The sequence below is a fragment of the Citrobacter sp. Cm046 genome, assembly GCF_030333065.1.
Lineage (GTDB): Bacteria > Pseudomonadota > Gammaproteobacteria > Enterobacterales > Enterobacteriaceae > Citrobacter > Citrobacter murliniae.
The window spans coordinates 136,515-154,618 of record NZ_JAOWGP010000030.1; the positions used below are offsets into that span (position 1 = coordinate 136,515).

An 18,104-nucleotide genomic window follows, 5' to 3' on the forward strand; every position below is an offset into this window, starting at 1 on the left:
TCAGGCAGTTAGTTAATCGCATCATAAAGCGCTGCGTGAATTTTCTGCCATTTTTTGTTCTCTGCGCTTGGCTCTGCGGCCACACGCAACTGAGCTTGTTCGGCGTTATATTGTTGACGTGCGACAACGTCCGGTACCGAGCAAAAACTTTTTAAATAGCTTTTATGCAGCGACGTTAAGGATGCTCCATTCGACATTGCGTGGCTTAGCGTACTCATAAACTGCTGACAAGGTTTAGCCTCATCCATCTGCGAGGGATAACGTAACAGCAGTTTCAGCACATCGGTATTGCCTGTCGAGAACGCCTGCTCCGTCCATGCCAGTTTCCAGTCCATACCGCCCTGCAAAAACAGTGACGTGACGCGAGTATCGTTGCGATCGATGGCAGCCCGCATATTGAATGAATCCCAGGAGATCCCCATTCGGGTCACCGTTTCCCGGGCGGAAGGCGCATCACGCCGCGGTTCTTCCTGCACAATTTCAACGGACTTCCCGGCGGACGCAAGCGGAGCAGGTGTACTGAAGAGCCAGAATGCCCCCAGCGATATCACCAGCACCATCACACCAACAGCAACCCACAGCATGCCCGAAATGAGCTGTTCACGTTCTTCTGCCGTACGCTTTGCCCGTTTATCCGGCGGATCGATACTGTCGGCGATTTCCTGTTTATCTCCCCCGGCCTGCTCATCTTTTTGCCTTGCCGTTTCCCAGAACTGGCGGACGAGGTCCTCATCTGATTCCAGATACGACGAGGGATTAGTACGGATACGCCGCTCTTCAAACGCCCGCTGCACAGGGTGCGTAATTTGCCCGTACTGGTGATTTAACAGCATCAATTGTACTGATGTCAGCGGCTGCTGAGCGATAACGCGGTTTCGTGCCTGACGGCAGTCATCCAGAAACATACGCAGCGTTAAGCGCGGTTCGACAAACAGTGTGAGCACCGAAGTATCATTAAAAATCTGGGTAAAGTGACGAACAAACAGCTTCTTATCAACAACCATCAGCGCCAGTTCGCTAAACATCATACCGTCCAGCGCATCACGCCCTTCACCCAGCTTTAGCCAGCGGCGCAGACGATCGGCGCCAAAATGCTGTTTCAGGAAACTGTTTAGCGGGTGTTGATCCGGCCATACCCGGGCGACGAGGGATTTTAGCGTTAACTCTATTGCACGTAGCTGGCGCTGGGCCTTTACCTGTGCGTCCTGACTCCCTGTGTCAAACTCGGTTTGATAGTTCAGCAGCGGCTGCTGCTGGCGCAAATGTTCCAGGGAGGCCACAAAGCGCAGCGCAGAAATCAGCTGATTTTCACTGACATCCTGACCACTTTCATACTGAGGCACATTCTGTTGAAGATGGCGCAATCGCAGGGTGAACTGGCTCAGTTGCGCATCATTCATCTGAAGCCGTCTGGCCACAACCCCCCAACCGCCTAAATTCAGCCGGGCCTGATCGAGTTGCTCCAGAAACCAGCGTGGATCCTTGCCCTCAGCGACGTGTACGCCTAACAGCAGTAAGATTTCCACCGATGCCTGGCGGATGATCCCCAAACAGTGTTCAAATGGCGTACATGTCGCCTGTAACGCGCTATTGGTCATTATCATCCCTAAAAGAGCCGCGAAAATGCGACTTCACAATGTATTTATTTATCTTTTTATAAAGCGGCACTCCACAGATGTGTGCCGTTGTAGACTAAAACATATTCATATACCAAATAGATACGTTTTACAGTGATAACCGCGTAATCGTTGAAAATTATTCAGGAGATAAGCCTGTGCCGGTATTAAAAACATCACGTCTTACCTGTCGCCCACTGGATCAAGGCGATTGGGCGTTCTTTTTAAAATTACAGCAAAACCCTGATGTGATGCGATTTGTCTCCGACGCACGCACTGAAGAATATGTGCTGACGGTATTCAACTCACGCTTACCCGAGTGGTCTCCAGGAAGCCCACACTGGCTATGTCTGGTGGTTTGCGACAACGACACAGGGTTACCGCTTGGCGTCACTGGATATATTCATGAAAACAATGAATGTGCCGAAGTCGGTTTTTTGTTCGCGCCAGAAGCACAAGGTAAAGGATATGGCACAGAATCCCTGCGTGCCATCTGCGACTTCGCGTTTACAATTGGAGGCCTACGCCGGTTGACGGCCTGCGTCACCGCAGGCAACCATGCTTCACGACATGTGCTGGAAAAGGTGGGATTCATTCATGAAGGCACGCTACGCGAAAGTTACTGGCTGCATCAAACCTGGCATGACGACTGGATTTTCGGCTTGTTAAAGCGTGAATACCTCTCACCAATGCCATAAGGCGTTTTACTGAAAAAACCGGCTGAATGGCAACTACTATAGCGAGCAGTTCTCTTTAGAATGATGATCTTTACATGAAGAGAGATCGGTATGCAGCTCCATTCAGCACATTTTACGCCGACCTGTATCGCATTTATTAAACAATGGCAGGGTCTGTCACTGGAAAAGTATCAGGACAAAAAGGGTATATGGGTCATTGGTTACGGGCATGAAATCACTGCAGATGAAAACTTCGATAAACCTATTTCAGTCATGCAGGCAGATAAACTGCTGCTCGATGATTTGTATGCCTGCGAGGCATTAATACGGACGAAGTTGCCACAACTTAACGATCTGTTTCAGCAGGAAGCGCTTATTGCGTGGATACTCAGCATTGGGATGAAGCAATTTTGTACTTCAGAAATGGGGTCGCTCATCTTTCACAGCCAGACACTTTCTGACTGTGAAATAAGTACCCGTTAGTATGATTCGTTTAACATCATTGCTGCCTGAGTACGGTTTTTTACCTCCAGCCGCTGATAAAGCGATTCAAGATGTGCTTTTACCGTCCCGGTACTGATATTTAACGCCCGACCAATTTGTTTATTAGATTCTCCGGCTGCCAGCATAGTCAGGATCTCTCGCTGACGTGCGCTTAACGCTTTTATATTCTGGTTACCGTTCTCTGATACCGCTAAGTAATCTCTGGGTAAAAACATCATACCCATCGCTACACTGTTGATCGCCAGCGTGAACGTTTCCGCGTCAGAATCGCGCGGGACAACCGCCAGTACGTTTAACTGAGTGACTTCCTGCAGCCATTTTTTTCGGCAATCTGTTGCCGTTATCAACACTTTTACCGCCGAAAATAGCTCCGCTATTCGCTGCAGTATTCCACGGCAGAATTCGCCATCAAGATCGCCGTCAAGCATCACCAGCGCATCAGGATTTTCTTCCAGTTTTCGCCAAAGGTCATCTGCCTGACTGACACCCTGAACATCCACTCCTGGAATACGTTGTTGTAAACTTACATTCATTCCATGAATAAATATTGACTGCCTGTCAAACATTATTACCTGCATTATTTCTCTCCGTCCAAATAAGATATTAGCCTTAACACGCGAAGGGTATTACCTACGGGGTAAAATAAGAACTCACCATTTGGCAGAGGCCATTCTACCGATGACAGGATAGGAAAGAAGCAGAAATTATAAATAGTTACAGCTCACAAAAAAGGATTACATAAAGCGTTTAAAATTACGTCAAAGCTTAAGGAACTTCTTATTTTTAGCGTTCAAAAATACCTTTGCAAATATTAATTTCCAAGAGTCTATAACGTTGGCTAAAAATAAGGAACCACGGATGATCGGAGAATATGTTACAAAACACAATATAGCATTAAGTGCTTACTCAGCAGGTACCGCGACCTACTGAATAAGCACCCTGCAGATTTACAGGAACATCCCGCCAGATACCTCGATACGCTGCGCTGTCATCCAGGCCAGGTCATCGCTGAGTAGTGCAGCAATGGCATCACCAATATCATCCGGTAATCCGACACGCCCCAGCGCCGTTTGCGAGGCGATATAGGCATTCAGCTGTGCATTGTCCCGTACGTTCCCACCGCTAAAATCAGTTTCTATCGCCCCTGGCGCAATAATATTTGCAGTAATCCCGCGCTCACCTAGCTCTTTGGCCTGGTAACGGGTTAACACTTCCATCGCCCCTTTCATGGCAGCATATGCACTGTAGCCTGGCAGGGCAAAACGCGATAATCCGGTCGAGACATTGAGGATCCTGCCCCCCTTTTTCATCAGCGGTAGAAGGCTCTGCGTCAGGAAAAAAGGCCCCTTAAAATGTATGTTCAAAAGTTGGTCAAATTGCGCTTCGGTGAATGCCGAATACGGCGCGTTAATGCCGATCCCGGCATTGTTCAATAAATAATCAAACCCATCGCTTTGCCACTGCGTCTGTAATGCTTCCTGCATCTGTTCAACAAACAGAGGGAAAGCGGAAATATCTCCGACATTCAACGACAATGCTGCTGCTTTGCCACCAGATTGCCTGATTTCATGCACAACCTGCTGCGCTTCTTTTTCATTGCTGTTCCACGTCAGAATAATACCAATTCCTTTGTTCGCCAGCTTCAGCGCCGCGTTTTTACCGAGTCCACGACCGCCACCGGTCACCAATGCGATACGTTGCGTCATAAAAAACCTCATTTCAGGTGTTGTGAAGATTGAGACAGAGCTTATTAGGTGTTAAAAAAACAATAAATATCGCTGATTACGCATTACTGTTTCATCCAGAACAACAATAAGGTATGGCAATGGATAAAATTCACGCAATGCAGTTGTTCATCCGCGTCGCAGAACTGGAAAGCTTTTCTCGCGCAGCGGAAACGCTCGGACTCCCTAAAGGTAGCGTATCGCGCCAGATACAGGCCCTGGAAAACTCGCTGGGTACGCAGCTTCTTCACCGCACCACCCGACGCGTACAGCTTACCCAGGACGGTATGATCTATTACGAACGTGCTAAAGATCTGCTGAGCAATCTGGATGAACTGGACGGGTTATTTCATCACGATCCGGCCAGCATCAGCGGTAAGCTGCGGGTTGATATGCCGGTTGGCGTCGCAAAGAATCTGGTAATACCCCGCCTGCCGGATTTTTTACATCAATACCCAGGTCTTGAAATTGAACTGAGCAGCAGCGATCGCCTGGTAGATTTGATTCGTGAAGGTTTCGACTGTGTGGTGCGTGTTGGTACGTTAAAAGATTCCGGGCTAATTGCTCGCCCGCTGGGAAAACTAACGCAGGTTAACTGTGCCAGCCAACAATATCTGGCCCGTTTTGGCTATCCGGAAAGTCTGGAAGATTTGGCTTCACATGCGGTGGTGCATTACTCAGTGAATTTAGGCTCGCGTTCACAGGGTTTCGAGGTGGCGACAGAAAACGGCACAGAATGGGTGAAAACCGGCGGCATGCTGACGGTGAATAGCACCGAAACATACCATGCGGCATGCCTTGCCGGGTTAGGCATTATTCAGGTACCACGCATAGGTGTACGTGAGGCATTACGCGCCGGAACGCTGGTCGAAGTGTTGCCGCAGTATCGCCCAGAGCCTATGCCGGTTTCTTTATTGTATCCGCACCGTCGCAATCTCTCCCGTCGGGTACATCTGTTTATGGAATGGTTAACCGGCGTGATGAAAGACTATGTGGATTAGTCTGTTAGACCGATTTTCGGGATTCGGGCTTGAGCAGGCTATAATGACTTGAGTGCACAAAATAAGGACTACCGACCGGATGACGCAGGAACACGATGCAAAACACCCTACGCATACACAAGAACCAACTCCCACAACGCCTGAGAGCAACGCGAAGGCGAACCAGGCTCTGAAAACGGCCATAACCCTGGCGGAAAAGGTCCAGCGCCAACCTGTTATCGCCCACCTCATCCGCGCCACGGAGCGTTTTAATGACCGAATGGGGAATCAGTTTGGCGCAGCCATCACCTATTTCTCGTTCCTGTCGATGATTCCCATCCTGATGGTGTCGTTTGCCGCTGCCGGTTTTATTCTCGCGTCACATCCCACGTTGTTGCAGGATATCTTCAATAAAATCCTGATGAACGTCAGCGATCCTACCCTTGCGTCCACGCTGAAAAACACCATCAATACCGCCGTTCAACAACGTACCACCGTCGGTTTGGTGGGGCTTGGGATCGCGCTCTATTCCGGTATTAACTGGATGGGAAATCTACGTGAAGCTATTCGCGCCCAGTCGCGGGATGTCTGGGAGCGCACACCGCAGGATCAGGAAAAAATCTGGATAAAATACCTGCGCGATTTTGTCTCATTGATTGGTTTGCTGATTGCGCTGATCGTTACCCTCTCCATTACGTCCATCGCCGGTTCCGCTCAGCAGATGATTATCTCTGCACTTTATCTCGACGGTATCGAATGGCTGAAGCCAGCCTGGCGACTGATCGGCCTGGCCATCTCAATTTTTGCCAACTATTTGTTGTTCTTCTGGATATTCTGGCGATTGCCGCGCCACCGTCCGCGTAAGAGAGCGCTTATTCGCGGCACATTTATTGCGGCGCTTGGGTTTGAAGCGATTAAAATTATTATGACGTATATGCTGCCGTCGCTGGTGCAATCACCATCAGGTGCGGCGTTTGGCTCCGTGCTAGGGCTGATGGCATTCTTCTATTTCTTCGCCCGCCTGACCTTATTCTGCGCGGCCTGGATAGCAACAGCTGAATACAAAGATGACCCGCGCATGCCGGGGAAAACTCACCGCTAATTCTCATCCCAACAGCGGATTCGTGAGCCGCCTCCGGCTTACGTTCCGCAAGGATCTGTAGGCCAGATAAGTTACCTGTATCGTCATCCGGTACTCTTTTCAGAATATAAATCCAGTACGTAACTTTTATTTAACCAAAAACCAGTTTTATTATCCAAGTTTTAAATTATGTGAAGCATTTCATGGAAGAGAAATCTTCAGCCTAAAAATTATCCCCTTTTTGACATATTTTTGACCAGACTCAACGCTTGTTACAGATTGAAATGTCTCTTTTGCTGTGCGTAATATGACCTTTCGTTCGACCAAAAATAAGAAAATATTATGCAAGCAACAGCCACAACGCTCGACAATGAACAGGAACACACGCCGGTCAACTCGCGCAATAAAGTCGTCGTCGCCTCACTTATTGGCACTGCCATTGAGTTCTTTGACTTCTATATATACGCGACCGCTGCAGTGATCGTGTTCCCCCATATCTTCTTCCCGCAGGGCGACCCAGCAGCGGCAACGCTTCAGTCTCTCGCGACCTTTGCCATCGCCTTTGTCGCACGGCCAATTGGTTCTGCCGTGTTCGGACATTTCGGTGACCGCGTAGGGCGCAAAGTGACACTGGTTGCGTCACTGCTCACCATGGGGATTTCTACGGTCGTCATTGGTCTGCTGCCGGGTTATGAAACTATCGGTATTTTTGCACCACTACTGCTGGCACTGGCACGTTTTGGTCAGGGTTTGGGACTTGGTGGCGAATGGGGCGGCGCAGCGTTGCTGGCAACGGAAAACGCCCCTCCGCGTAAACGCGCGTTGTACGGCTCGTTCCCACAGCTGGGCGCACCTATCGGCTTCTTCTTTGCCAACGGCACGTTCCTGTTGCTCTCCTGGCTGCTTACCGATGAGCAGTTTATGAGCTGGGGCTGGCGCATACCGTTTATCTTTTCTGCTGTGCTGGTGATCATCGGCCTGTACGTTCGTGTTTCGCTGCATGAGTCGCCAGTTTTCGCTAAAGTGGCTGCGGCGAAAAAGCAGGTTAAAATCCCGCTGGGTACCTTGCTGACAAAACATGTACGCGTAACGATCCTCGGTACGTTTATCATGCTGGCAACCTATACACTGTTCTATATCATGACCGTCTATTCAATGACGTTCAGTACCGCAGCTGCCCCGGTGGGTCTAGGCTTGCCGCGTAATGAAGTGTTGTGGATGTTGATGATGGCGGTGATTGGCTTTGGCGTAATGGTTCCCGTGGCGGGACTGTTGGCCGACGCGTTTGGTCGTCGCAAGAGTATGCTTATCATCACGACGCTTATCATTTTGTTCGCGCTGTTCGCCTTTAAACCGTTGCTGGGTTCCGGCAATCCGGCGCTGGTGTTCGCTTTCTTGTTGCTGGGGTTAAGCCTGATGGGGCTGACATTCGGCCCGATGGGCGCGCTGCTACCAGAGCTCTTCCCGACCGAGGTCCGCTACACTGGCGCATCATTTTCGTATAACGTTTCGTCAATCCTTGGTGCTTCCGTTGCTCCGTATATTGCCGCCTGGTTGCAGGGAAACTATGGTCTGCCAGCGGTCGGCATTTACCTGGCGTCAATGGCGACATTAACGCTGATAGCACTGTTGTTAACCCACGAAACACGCCACCAGTCGTTATAATTTGCTTGCCGGATAGCGGTGCTATCCGGCAATTCTCTTCTGCAATCACTTCTTCATCTGCGACAAAATAGTTCTGCACTGGTTGGCCTCACCTTCAGAGGGTGAAATCAGCGCCAGCAGGGCAGCCGCAGGTGTGACTAAGGTTGCCAGCGCTGCGGCAACCGCGCCACGCGCAATCAGCGGCCCGGCTTTCACCCCGGCCTGTGGATCCTTGAATGTCCCGCGAACATACAGCGGTGAACGCAGGGTGATAATACGGATACCTTTACTCTCGGGATCAATGGTTAAATCCAGCTGTTCAGAGGCAAAGCTCGCGGTTCCGGTCACATTGATGACCGCATTTTCGGTATCGAACGCAAAAATCTGCGGACGCGCAACACCATTGACGATATCCAGATTCGCCGCCGCACAGTTCACCCGGACCTCGTCATCACCGAATATCTGCCCGACGATATAGTTACCCAGATTCAGTCCAACAATTTCCATCAGATTTCGACTGATAAGACCATCATTCATCAGCAGCTTCAGATTGCCATTACTGTTACCAAGCAGTGCCGCCACTGAATTCCCGCTACCGCTAAATCTGGCGTCTCCGTTCATTTCGCCCAACGTTTTCTGCATCAGTTCCACATCCGGCATTAGCTCTTTCAGCTTCAGGCGGCGAGCCTGTATATCCGCACTTCCTTGCATCGGCTTTTTATTCCCTTGCAAATGGATACTTGAAACAATGCTGCCCCCCGCCAGACCAAATTTCAGCGGCTGCAACCGCAAGTCGGCATTTTTCAGGATGATATGAGTGGAGAGATCGCTGATGGGCAGGCTACTGCCGTGCTCAATACGTCGTCCTTTAAAACGCACGTCAGCGTCCATCACGCTCCATTTATCGGTTTCGAAACGGTCGTATGGCAACACTTTACCCGCAGGCTGAACGCTTTTTTCACCTTTGCGTTGTTCAGATTTTTTCGCCCGCTCCGCACCTTTCCCGGAGTCCACGCCAATCAGTGGTCCCAAATCAGCTAACCGCAACTGGCGCGACTCAACATCGCCTTCCAGCTTCGGACGCGGCTTACCAGTGGTATAGGCGAGCGTACCGTGAATATCGCTGTCGCCAATGCGGCCATTAAAATCACGATAATTAAAAACTGAAGATTTGCCGGTATCGATTTTTGCCACCAAGCGCCCGTCAGTTTCAAATGGTGGGGTGTCCGGCAGAAGTACCCCCGTCAAATCGTACAAATCCCCTAATGAATCACCTGAGAATTTAAGCTGGAGATCCACGCCCCCCATCTTCATCGGATCCTTCACCGTTCCTGTAAATGCCACACGCGTGTTATCCGAACGGAAATCGGCCTGTACCGGGAAAGGCGTACCTTCCCCCCGTAATGCCAGCATTCCACCTATTTTCCCTGTCCCGGTTAGCGGTTCGCCGTTATATCGCCCTTGCGCTTTCAGACCAAAAACGTAGTCTCCGACGCTGGCGCTACTCTCTTTGCTTTTCGTTCCGGTCACTTCACTAAAGGGAAGCGGCTTGCCCAACGGATCGACCAGAATTTCAATCTCAGAGCGAGTCACCTTATCGTTGATGGCTATGCGCCCCTGATCGAACAGAATGTTATCCAGACGAAAAGACCAGGCAGACGGCGAAGTATTGGGTTCGCGATTGTCATCTCCCGCCAGGGTAAAGGTCCAGTTGTTGTTTTTCTCCGACAGGCGGATAAGTCGTGCATCCGGTTTCACCAGCTTGATCCACGGTAGCCAGACGGTTTTCGTCAACAAAGCCAATGGGGCAAGCGTCGCTTCAACACGGGGAAGATGTACCATCGTGACATCAGGAATATCTGGCGGGTTGCCGAGGATGATATCTTCAGCATGAACATGCGGCCACGGAATCCAGCTTCGCCAGCCGGTCTCCTGCTTCTGGCGCTCCCAAACAACGCCTAAATCCCCCCGAATGGCGAATGGTCGGTTAAGTTCAGTAGAGACTTTCTGGTTGATGGTCGGTTTGAGCCGGTTCCAGTCAAATGTCGCAATCACCATGATGAGTACGACGATCAACAACAAGAAAACCCCTGATACTATGGCGGTTATTTTGCCTGCTTTCGTCATATATTACGTCCTCGTTTCCATCCTTGCCTGTCCTAAAGATAGTCCAGCAGGGCAAAAGGAGACACGCTACGACTATATCAAAGCGACAAGATCACCTCTTCAAGGGTATCCAGTGGGACCGGGCGAGAGAGGAAATAGCCCTGTGCGGCGAAAGCCGGTGAGTTTTGCACATCACGCCACTCTTCCAGCGTTTCTACACCTTCGACGATCACGCCACGGCAATAGCGGTTCATTAACTGTAATAACAGCGTGAACAGGTTCCGACCTTCCGGCGTCTGGCGCAGCATAACAAACAGGTCCCGCGCCACTTTAATGTAGTCATAACTGACTTCGCTGAGGGCCGAAAAATTCGCCATTCCGGTACCAAAATCATCCAGCCAGAGTGGCCCGAACTCGCACATAGAGGCGAAAGACGATCCCTTCGGCAGGCGAATATGCTCCACCAGCTCGAATCGCAGCCAGGGCAGGCATTCGATGATTTTCAGTATTTCAGCATCCTGGCGCATCGCAATTAACGTCGGTCCATCAACATTCACTGACGCCAGCAGACCGTGGGCCCTGAAAAATTCGCCTTTTAACTGCAACTGGTGAAGCTGCTCTTTCACCACGTCAACCCGGTGTCGAACGGCCACTTCAGCAAAATAACGATCCGGCGCAATACGGTGGGAAGGGTTATCAGGATGGCTCACGACAGTCAGCAGCTCAACGGCCATCAGTCGCCCATTGGTCTGGTAAATCGGCTGATAGGTGTAAGCACGCTCGCACTGCAGCCAATAGCGTCGCTCAAGCAAGCTTTCGATACTCGCATCAGGCGTAATTAGCTGCTGGGTAACCTGCTTTATCATCTGAGGTGTCCTGTAAATAAGAGTGTGACTGACCGGACTCGTCAAAGGTTATCGGCGCTCGGGCGCAGAACTTTACGTTCAGCGCGACGCAAAATAAAAAACTAAGCGGCAAAAATCACACAGAACACGTGCTGGCTCAAAAAATTAATGGAACGATGTTTTAATATAGTTGACCACATACTACCCACAGCGCACACTAACGCTAATTTTTTTCAGAGCAGGTTACGACTATGTCCAGAAAGATTGCCGTGATTGGCGAATGCATGATTGAGCTGTCACAGAAAGGTGCTGATGTTCAGCGCGGATTCGGTGGCGACACGTTGAATACATCCGTTTATATCGCCCGTCAGGTCGATTCTGCGGCACTTTCCGTACACTATGTGACGGCGCTGGGCACTGACAGTTTCAGCCAACAAATGCTGGAATCCTGGCACAGCGAAAACGTCGATACCTCTTTAACGCAGCGTATGGAAAATCGCCTCCCAGGTCTCTATTACATTGAGACAGACAACACCGGTGAACGCACCTTCTATTACTGGCGTAATGAAGCTGCGGCAAAATTCTGGCTGGAGAGTGAACAGTCTGCCGCCATTTGCGAAGAACTGGCCACATTCGACTACCTGTATCTGAGTGGAATAAGCCTGGCGATATTAAGCCCATCCAGCCGTGAGAAGCTGCTATCGCTGCTCCGCGAATGCCGCGCCAACGGTGGAAAAGTCATATTTGACAACAACTACCGTCCACGTCTGTGGAGCAGTAAAGAAGAGACACAGCAGGTGTATCAGCAGATGCTGGAATGCACCAATATCGCGTTCCTGACGCTGGATGATGAAGACGCATTGTGGGGCGAAAAACCCGTTACCGAGGTGATTGCCCGCACTCACGCAGCTGGTGTGCAGGAAGTGGTTGTGAAGCGTGGCGCAGACTCTTGCCTGGTTTCCATCGCTGGCGAAGAACTCATTGATGTACCGGCTGTAAAATTACCGAAAGAGAAGGTCATTGATACCACGGCTGCAGGAGACTCCTTCAGCGCAGGATATCTGGCAGTACGCTTAACCGGTGGCGATGCCGCAGAAGCCGCCAAACGCGGCCACCTGACAGCAAGCACTGTTATTCAGCATCGTGGGGCGATTATTCCACGCGACGCAATGCCACAATAGAATGTCACACTAGTTTTATTCCCCCTCTCCCGACCGGGAGAGGGAAATTCCTGCTTATTGCACCGGCGGAATATCCGTCACTTCAGGATGAGCCTCATCCGTTTCGACAGCAGTCGCCGCGGTTGTCACAGGTGCCATGATTTGATCCCACGTAGCCTGCAAGTCCTTCATATTGAATTCAGGTTCACCTTTCGGCTGGAGCAGAATTAACGCCATCTCTTGCGATAATTGCTGGCGCAGGTTCTGGTTCAACATTTCGACGGTCAGGCCGTTGAGGAAGTTCTGGCGTAAACGCTGGTACTGCTCTGGCGCGATATCCACTACCTGATTTTGCAGCGAACGCAGGCGCTGGCTGATCAAAATATCGGTATCGGTACGACCATAGGTGGCAAACAGTTTCTGCAGCTCCAGATTCTTTTGCGCCACCAGCGCATTGAACTCTTCTTCCGGTAGACCTTTATCACGCACTTTCGCCAGTTCACGCGCGACCATGCCCAAATTCGCGTTCAGTTTATCGTTCGGAGACTCAACGTTAATGGCGCACTGCGCGCGCAGGAACAGAACCCGACAGTCAAAACCAAGGCCGATATCTTTCGCGTTGTTTTTGGTTAGCGTTTGCTGAATATGCCAGAACAGCGCCTCACGGGCTAAATCAGCACGCCAGTAGCGCAACAGCGCGGAGGATTCGCGGATAGGCTGCCACGGTGTATCCCACATGATGGAAAGGCGATCCTGACGCACTGCATCGGTCATAATGCTAACCGCTTCGGCACGCAGTGGAGAGAGCGTAGGTACTGGTGCCGGCGTTTCGCGTTTTCCTTTTAACTCACCAAAGGTTTTATTGATTTGCTCAGCCACGCTGCGCGCATCAACGTTACCGACGATAATCAGCGTCATGGCATCCGGGGTATACCATTTCTGATAGAACGACTGAATTTTCGCCGCATCAATTGGTGTTTTCAGCGGATCGGCGGGATCATGTCCCAACAGCGTCGATCCCTTCAGACGATAACGCCACCACCCTTCTTTGGTATCCATAGGCCAGGTCGCAACCATATCTTCGCTATTCAGCGCATGATTGACCGTTTCAGGCGTGATGGTCAGCTTGCCGGAAATGTTCGCCAGATAAGACAACGACTCTTTCAGCAGGTCATTGCGGCTGTTAGGCAAACTGAGGTTATACAGTGTGGAATCATAGGAAACGATAACGGGCGGCATGGGACGTTTTGGATCGAACCCCTGCTGCCACAATGAACGGGCTTGCGCGGCATCCAGACCACCGCTTTGCGTCAGCGCAATGCGAGGGATCGCATGGCTGAAACCACTCTGTTGCGTACTTTCGGTGAGTGAACCGGTATTAACCAGCAGGCGAACCTCTATGCGGTCGCTGGGACGCTGGGGCGTGGCGAGAACTTGCCACTGTAAGCCATTTGCCAGCGTGCCCTGTTGCCACGCCGGGTCAGGCTGGAGCGCATCTGCCTGCACATAGCCGGCAGAGGCCATCATCAGCAAGCCGCCCGCTAAAAGTCGAATTTTTGTGCCCTGCATGTGAACCCCTGATCAACAATCCTGGTAATAAAAAGACAGTCCTGAAAGGACTCTCTGAATATGACGTTAAAAACACTTCGTGTTAGACCGCGAGAACATAAAAATGTCACGGAAGAAGTGAAAAAATCCCAAAGCCATCGTATTGATGAATTCGGGCACAGGGGTCAATTATGCGCAGGAGCCCGTAGCCCTACAAGGGACTACGGGCATAAGTGACGAGATTAAGAGGATAATTCGTGCGTTTTGCCATCCGGCGCACGATTATTCAGCACATCATCCAGCTTTTTGTGGTCCAGTTCTTTCACCCATTTAGCAACGACAACCGTTGCCACACCGTTACCAACCAGGTTGGTCAGCGCGCGGGCTTCAGACATGAATCGGTCAATACCAAGAATCAACGCCAGACCGGCAACCGGCAAATGACCCACGGCGGAGATAGTCGCAGCCAGAACAATAAAGCCGCTTCCGGTAACACCCGCAGCCCCTTTCGAGGAGAGCAGCAGCACCACCAGCAGAGTTATCTGATGGAAGATATCCATATGACTGTTCGTTGCCTGCGCGATAAATACCGCCGCCATCGTCAGATAGATCGACGTACCATCAAGGTTAAACGAGTAGCCTGTAGGGATAACCAGTCCGACCACCGACTTCCGACAGCCCAGCTTTTCCATCTTATCGAGCATACGCGGCAGCGCCGACTCGGAAGAAGATGTGCCCAGAACGATCAACAGTTCTTCACGGATATAGCGGATGAACTTGAAGATGCTAAAGCCGGTTGCACGGGCAATCGATCCCAGCACCACCACCACAAACAGAATACAGGTGATGTAGAAGCAGATAATCAGCTGACCCAACTGTACCAGCGTTCCGACGCCATATTTACCGATGGTAAAGGCCATGGCACCGAAAGCACCGATTGGCGCCAGGCGCATGATCATGTTGATGATGCCGAAAATGACCTGCGAGAAGCTTTCAATTACGTTGAAAATCATCTGGCCTTTGCTGCCCAGACGATGCAGAGCAAAACCAAACATTACCGCAAACAGCAATACCTGCAGGATGTTGCCACTGGCGAACGCCCCAATGACGCTACCCGGGATAATATCCATCAGGAAGCCCACAATCCCCTGGTCTTTTGCCTGTTCAGCGTAAATCGCTACTGCTTTAGCATCCAGCGTCGCCGGATCGACGTTCATCCCGGCACCAGGTTGCACCACGTTGACGATGATAAGACCGATGATCAGTGCAATTGTACTGACCACTTCAAAATAAAGCAGTGCAACCGCACCGGTGCGGCCTACTGCTTTCATACTTTCCATACCTGCAATGCCGGTGACGACAGTACAGAAGATGACAGGTGCGATGACCATCTTAATAAGCTTAACGAACGCGTCGCCAAGCGGTTTCATTTGGGCGCCTAATTCAGGGTAGTAATGGCCAAGGAGAATACCAATGGCAATTGCTGTCAGGACCTGAAAGTAAAGGCTTTTGAAGATAGAGGTTTTCATAGGGTGTCCTTAAAGTAAAAACCACAGGTCTTGTAAGGTTTTATTTAACCTGCGGCCTTAAAGTAACACCCACACAACATCACAGAAATGTACAAAGATCATAATTGATACAAAAATGTTAAAAAATTTGAGCTGGCTCGCACAAGCGCTACCTTTTTTAACTTTTGTAATCAGGCCATTCCTTCGTTAAATAACGTTCTTCGAAGATATCTGCCGGAACCGGACGGGCAAACAAGAATCCCTGGGCCACTTCCACTCCCGCCTGCGATAACCACTCTCGCTGCGCTTCGGTTTCGACACCTTCGGCGATCATCTGCAAATCGAGGCTGTGGGCCAACTGAATAATTGCAGTGATCATGCTGCTGTCTTCCGGTAATCCTTCAACAAACATCTTATCGATTTTGAGCACATCTACCGGCAGCGACTTCATGTGTTGCAGCTGTCGAAGCCCCGCATAGCCCATGCCAAAGTCATCCAACGCGATACGTACACCCGCATTACGCAGTGGGCGCAAAATAGCCACAGCGGCGTTCGGATCATCGATATGTCGGCTTTCGGTCACTTCCAGAATCAATGTGCCTGGCTTAATACGATAGCGGTTTAGCAGTTCCAGCAGGTCAGACACCATGCTCGGGTGCATCAGTTGCAACGCCGAAAGATTCACCGACAGCGGCAACATCAGGCCGCGCTCCTGCCAGGCGGAAAGCTGGCGACAGGACTCTTCAAGTATCCAGTAGCCGACCGTTATCATCAGACCGCAGGATTCAATCCTGTCGATTAACCCTTCCGGCAGCTCCCAGCTTCCGTCCGGTTGTTGGATCCGCAATAACGCTTCTGCACTCAACATCTTACCGCTGGATATCTCTACCTGTGGCTGTATCCAAAGCGCAAACTGCTGATTATCCAGTGCGGTGAGAATGTCATTCTCTTCCGTTAAACGCTGCTGTGCTTCTTCCATTTGCTGCGGGTCAAAGAACTGAATTTGGTTTTTACCTCTGCGACGCGAGGTTAATGCTGCCGAGAGTGCGCGACTGTATAGCTGTTCAGCACTCAAGTCACCGTAATACATCGCCACTCCAATGTTGCAGTTTGGACGTAGCTGAATGCTTTGAATAGGCAGCCGCTCATTCATGATAGTGAGTACTTGCTGACCTAATGTAATCGCATGCCAGGGTTCCTTCACACCGTGTGCAATAATGGCAAAGTCATAGCCACTCACCTGGGTCAGCACCATTCTGGGCGCCAGCACCGATTTCAGTTTCTCGACCAGCGTTAGCAACAGGATCTCCCGCTGGGTTTCGGTCAATACACCCGCGGTATCACGCAGGGTCTCACAGGTGACAATCATTAGCGCCGTGGTTTGCTGGCGGGTAACGACCTGCTCCAGTAGCCCCATCAGAAAGGTCTTGTTGGGTAGATCAGAAACCGGGAACCGCATCGAATGGTCGTTTTGTTCTTCAGTGTAGCGCTGCACCATCTGCTGATTCAGGTTATAGCTGCGCACCAGCATGCCAATCTCATCATCCTGATGCAGGCGTGGTAACGCCAGTTGGTAGCCAATCAGCTGCTGTTGAGGAATATCGTTCAACTCGCGAGCAATTTTGCGTAACGGATGCACAATCAAACGGTTAATGCACCAGGAGATTGCCACCGTCAATATTAAGGACAAAAGTAAGTAAATGGTCACTAACGTTGAGAGCGTGCTCATAACGAATTTGTACATGCGATACGAATCCGCCTGCAGAACCAGATACGCCAGAGGCTGCGGGTTGGCGGAGCGCTCAAGAGAATAGACCGGCAATGAAATCTGTACCGGCAGTTCAAACAGGCGAGTCACCATCACCGGGACAGGGCGTTCGGGAATAAAGCTCATCCGTAATGCCTGAAACTGATTAGGCAGGACAACATCAGCGCGGCTGACCACGCCCGCGGGCTGAATTCGGCTTAAAATCGTTTCCGCTTCGGGGATATCCGCTTTCAGAATAGAGGCCGACAGAGGTTCACGGACGGAGCGAGCGATGCTTTCAAGTTGCGTAGCCGTGTTGTAGCGATTCTGCTGTACCAGATGAAACAGCAAAACGGTGCAAAAAATAAAAACAAACACCATGACAACGGCCGCAACCATCGCCATCTGCTTAATTGTTAACGAGCGACTGACACGCAAACTGACTCTCCACGGATAGACGAAACTGCCGTCAGAGTATACCCGATCGTAGCCGTATTAAGAGAGGCGCTATCTGAAAACTTCCCCGCACGCATTATCGCAGCAGGTTAGCCACATAGCGATGGAACTTACCTGCAATAAAGACGAAAAAGACCGCAAGGTTTATCCCTGCGGCCTGGTCCGGGCGTATATTGCCATTACAGCAGGCTGACGCCCATAAGCCCTGTCACTTCCTGTTACGCAGCCAGTTCACAATCAGACTGGCAGTAATGCCAGCGATGACCGGAGCAACCAGATCGTGCCAGAAGGCAATGCCTAACTACGCGAGCGTCATATAACCGCCTGTATTGCAATGGCAACTTTTCGCGGCTATTCTTGAATTGTCTGGATTCAAGTTAGCCCCCGTTATGTTGCCGGTTTATACCAAACAACGTGCGGGGGTTTTCTCTTTCCAGCAACCTATGCCGCCAGGGATCAAGCCCCCGCAACATTGCGCCTCACCGGACGAGTCAGGCTTGCCGCGGAT

The 18,104-nt window shown here is 50.8% G+C and carries 15 protein-coding genes; 6 read left to right on the plus strand and 9 right to left on the minus strand.

Going from position 1 to position 18,104, the window contains the following annotated elements:
• Window positions 1-8: 8 nt before the first annotated feature.
• A complete protein-coding gene (locus OGX98_RS02335; protein WP_286594772.1) occupies window positions 9-1,598 on the minus strand; it encodes an STY4199 family HEPN domain-containing protein in 1,590 nt (529 codons plus the stop codon).
• Window positions 1,599-1,774: 176 nt separating this feature from the next.
• On the opposite strand from OGX98_RS02335, the gene OGX98_RS02340 reads away from it, so the two are divergent.
• Together OGX98_RS02340 and OGX98_RS02345 are read left to right on the plus strand one after the other, a co-directional pair.
• Window positions 1,775-2,314 carry a GNAT family N-acetyltransferase gene (locus tag OGX98_RS02340; protein ID WP_286594773.1) on the plus strand — a complete coding sequence of 180 codons (540 nt, stop codon included), beginning with the start codon at window positions 1,775-1,777 and terminating at the stop codon, window positions 2,312-2,314.
• Window positions 2,315-2,404: 90 nt separating this feature from the next.
• Window positions 2,405-2,776, plus strand: a complete 372-nt coding sequence (locus tag OGX98_RS02345) for a glycoside hydrolase family protein (protein WP_048223012.1) — start codon at window positions 2,405-2,407, stop codon at window positions 2,774-2,776.
• Here OGX98_RS02345 and OGX98_RS02350 read toward each other — a convergent pair.
• Together OGX98_RS02350 and OGX98_RS02355 are read right to left on the minus strand one after the other, a co-directional pair.
• Window positions 2,773-3,375 (minus strand): helix-turn-helix transcriptional regulator, encoded by a 603-nt coding sequence (locus OGX98_RS02350; RefSeq protein WP_045448631.1) that lies wholly within the window; start codon window positions 3,373-3,375, stop codon window positions 2,773-2,775. The two genes, OGX98_RS02345 and OGX98_RS02350, sit on opposite strands and share 4 nt — an antisense overlap.
• A 369-nt stretch (window positions 3,376-3,744) precedes the next feature.
• The gene (locus OGX98_RS02355; protein ID WP_045448633.1) at window positions 3,745-4,503 is read right to left on the minus strand and encodes an SDR family NAD(P)-dependent oxidoreductase; all 759 of its coding nucleotides are present in this window, start codon (window positions 4,501-4,503) and stop codon (window positions 3,745-3,747) included.
• Window positions 4,504-4,622: 119 nt separating this feature from the next.
• Between OGX98_RS02355 and OGX98_RS02360 the strand changes: the two genes are divergently transcribed.
• The 3 genes from OGX98_RS02360 to OGX98_RS02370 all read left to right on the plus strand — a co-directional run bounded on the left by OGX98_RS02360 (window position 4,623) and on the right by OGX98_RS02370 (window position 8,247).
• Window positions 4,623-5,522 (plus strand): LysR family transcriptional regulator, encoded by a 900-nt coding sequence (locus OGX98_RS02360; protein WP_045448635.1) that lies wholly within the window; start codon window positions 4,623-4,625, stop codon window positions 5,520-5,522.
• A 79-nt stretch (window positions 5,523-5,601) separates the two neighbouring features.
• Window positions 5,602-6,603, plus strand: a complete 1,002-nt coding sequence (gene yhjD, locus OGX98_RS02365) for an inner membrane protein YhjD (protein WP_045448637.1) — start codon at window positions 5,602-5,604, stop codon at window positions 6,601-6,603.
• A gap of 321 nt (window positions 6,604-6,924) precedes the next feature.
• Window positions 6,925-8,247: an MFS transporter gene (locus tag OGX98_RS02370; protein WP_045448639.1), complete on the plus strand. Its 1,323-nt coding sequence runs from the start codon at window positions 6,925-6,927 to the stop codon at window positions 8,245-8,247.
• Window positions 8,248-8,292: 45 nt separating this feature from the next.
• Here OGX98_RS02370 and OGX98_RS02375 read toward each other — a convergent pair whose 3' ends face one another.
• Together OGX98_RS02375 and pdeH are read right to left on the minus strand one after the other, a co-directional pair.
• Window positions 8,293-10,353, minus strand: coding sequence for an AsmA family protein (locus tag OGX98_RS02375; RefSeq protein WP_286594774.1), 2,061 nt, complete (start codon window positions 10,351-10,353; stop codon window positions 8,293-8,295).
• A gap of 77 nt (window positions 10,354-10,430) precedes the next feature.
• Entirely contained in the window at window positions 10,431-11,198 is a 768-nt protein-coding gene (pdeH, locus tag OGX98_RS02380) for a cyclic-guanylate-specific phosphodiesterase (protein WP_286493061.1), read from the minus strand.
• A 230-nt stretch (window positions 11,199-11,428) separates the two neighbouring features.
• Here pdeH and kdgK point away from each other — a divergent pair, with 230 nt between their 5' ends.
• Window positions 11,429-12,358 carry a 2-dehydro-3-deoxygluconokinase gene (gene kdgK, locus OGX98_RS02385; protein ID WP_045448645.1) on the plus strand — a complete coding sequence of 310 codons (930 nt, stop codon included), beginning with the start codon at window positions 11,429-11,431 and terminating at the stop codon, window positions 12,356-12,358.
• A 54-nt stretch (window positions 12,359-12,412) separates the two neighbouring features.
• Here the strand turns inward: kdgK and OGX98_RS02390 are convergent, their stop codons facing one another.
• The 4 genes from OGX98_RS02390 to OGX98_RS02405 all read right to left on the minus strand — a co-directional run bounded on the left by OGX98_RS02390 (window position 12,413) and on the right by OGX98_RS02405 (window position 17,891).
• Window positions 12,413-13,906, minus strand: coding sequence for a M16 family metallopeptidase (locus OGX98_RS02390; RefSeq protein WP_045448650.1), 1,494 nt, complete (start codon window positions 13,904-13,906; stop codon window positions 12,413-12,415).
• A gap of 221 nt (window positions 13,907-14,127) precedes the next feature.
• Window positions 14,128-15,414: a C4-dicarboxylate transporter DctC gene (dctA, locus tag OGX98_RS02395; RefSeq protein ID WP_045448651.1), complete on the minus strand. Its 1,287-nt coding sequence runs from the start codon at window positions 15,412-15,414 to the stop codon at window positions 14,128-14,130.
• A 157-nt stretch (window positions 15,415-15,571) separates the two neighbouring features.
• Window positions 15,572-17,578 (minus strand): biofilm formation regulator HmsP, encoded by a 2,007-nt coding sequence (gene hmsP / locus OGX98_RS02400; RefSeq protein ID WP_071829050.1) that lies wholly within the window; start codon window positions 17,576-17,578, stop codon window positions 15,572-15,574.
• A gap of 226 nt (window positions 17,579-17,804) precedes the next feature.
• On the minus strand, window positions 17,805-17,891 hold the full coding sequence (locus tag OGX98_RS02405) for a type I toxin-antitoxin system toxin Ldr family protein (RefSeq protein WP_286594836.1): 87 nt from the start codon (window positions 17,889-17,891) through the stop codon (window positions 17,805-17,807).
• Window positions 17,892-18,104: the final 213 nt, after the last annotated feature.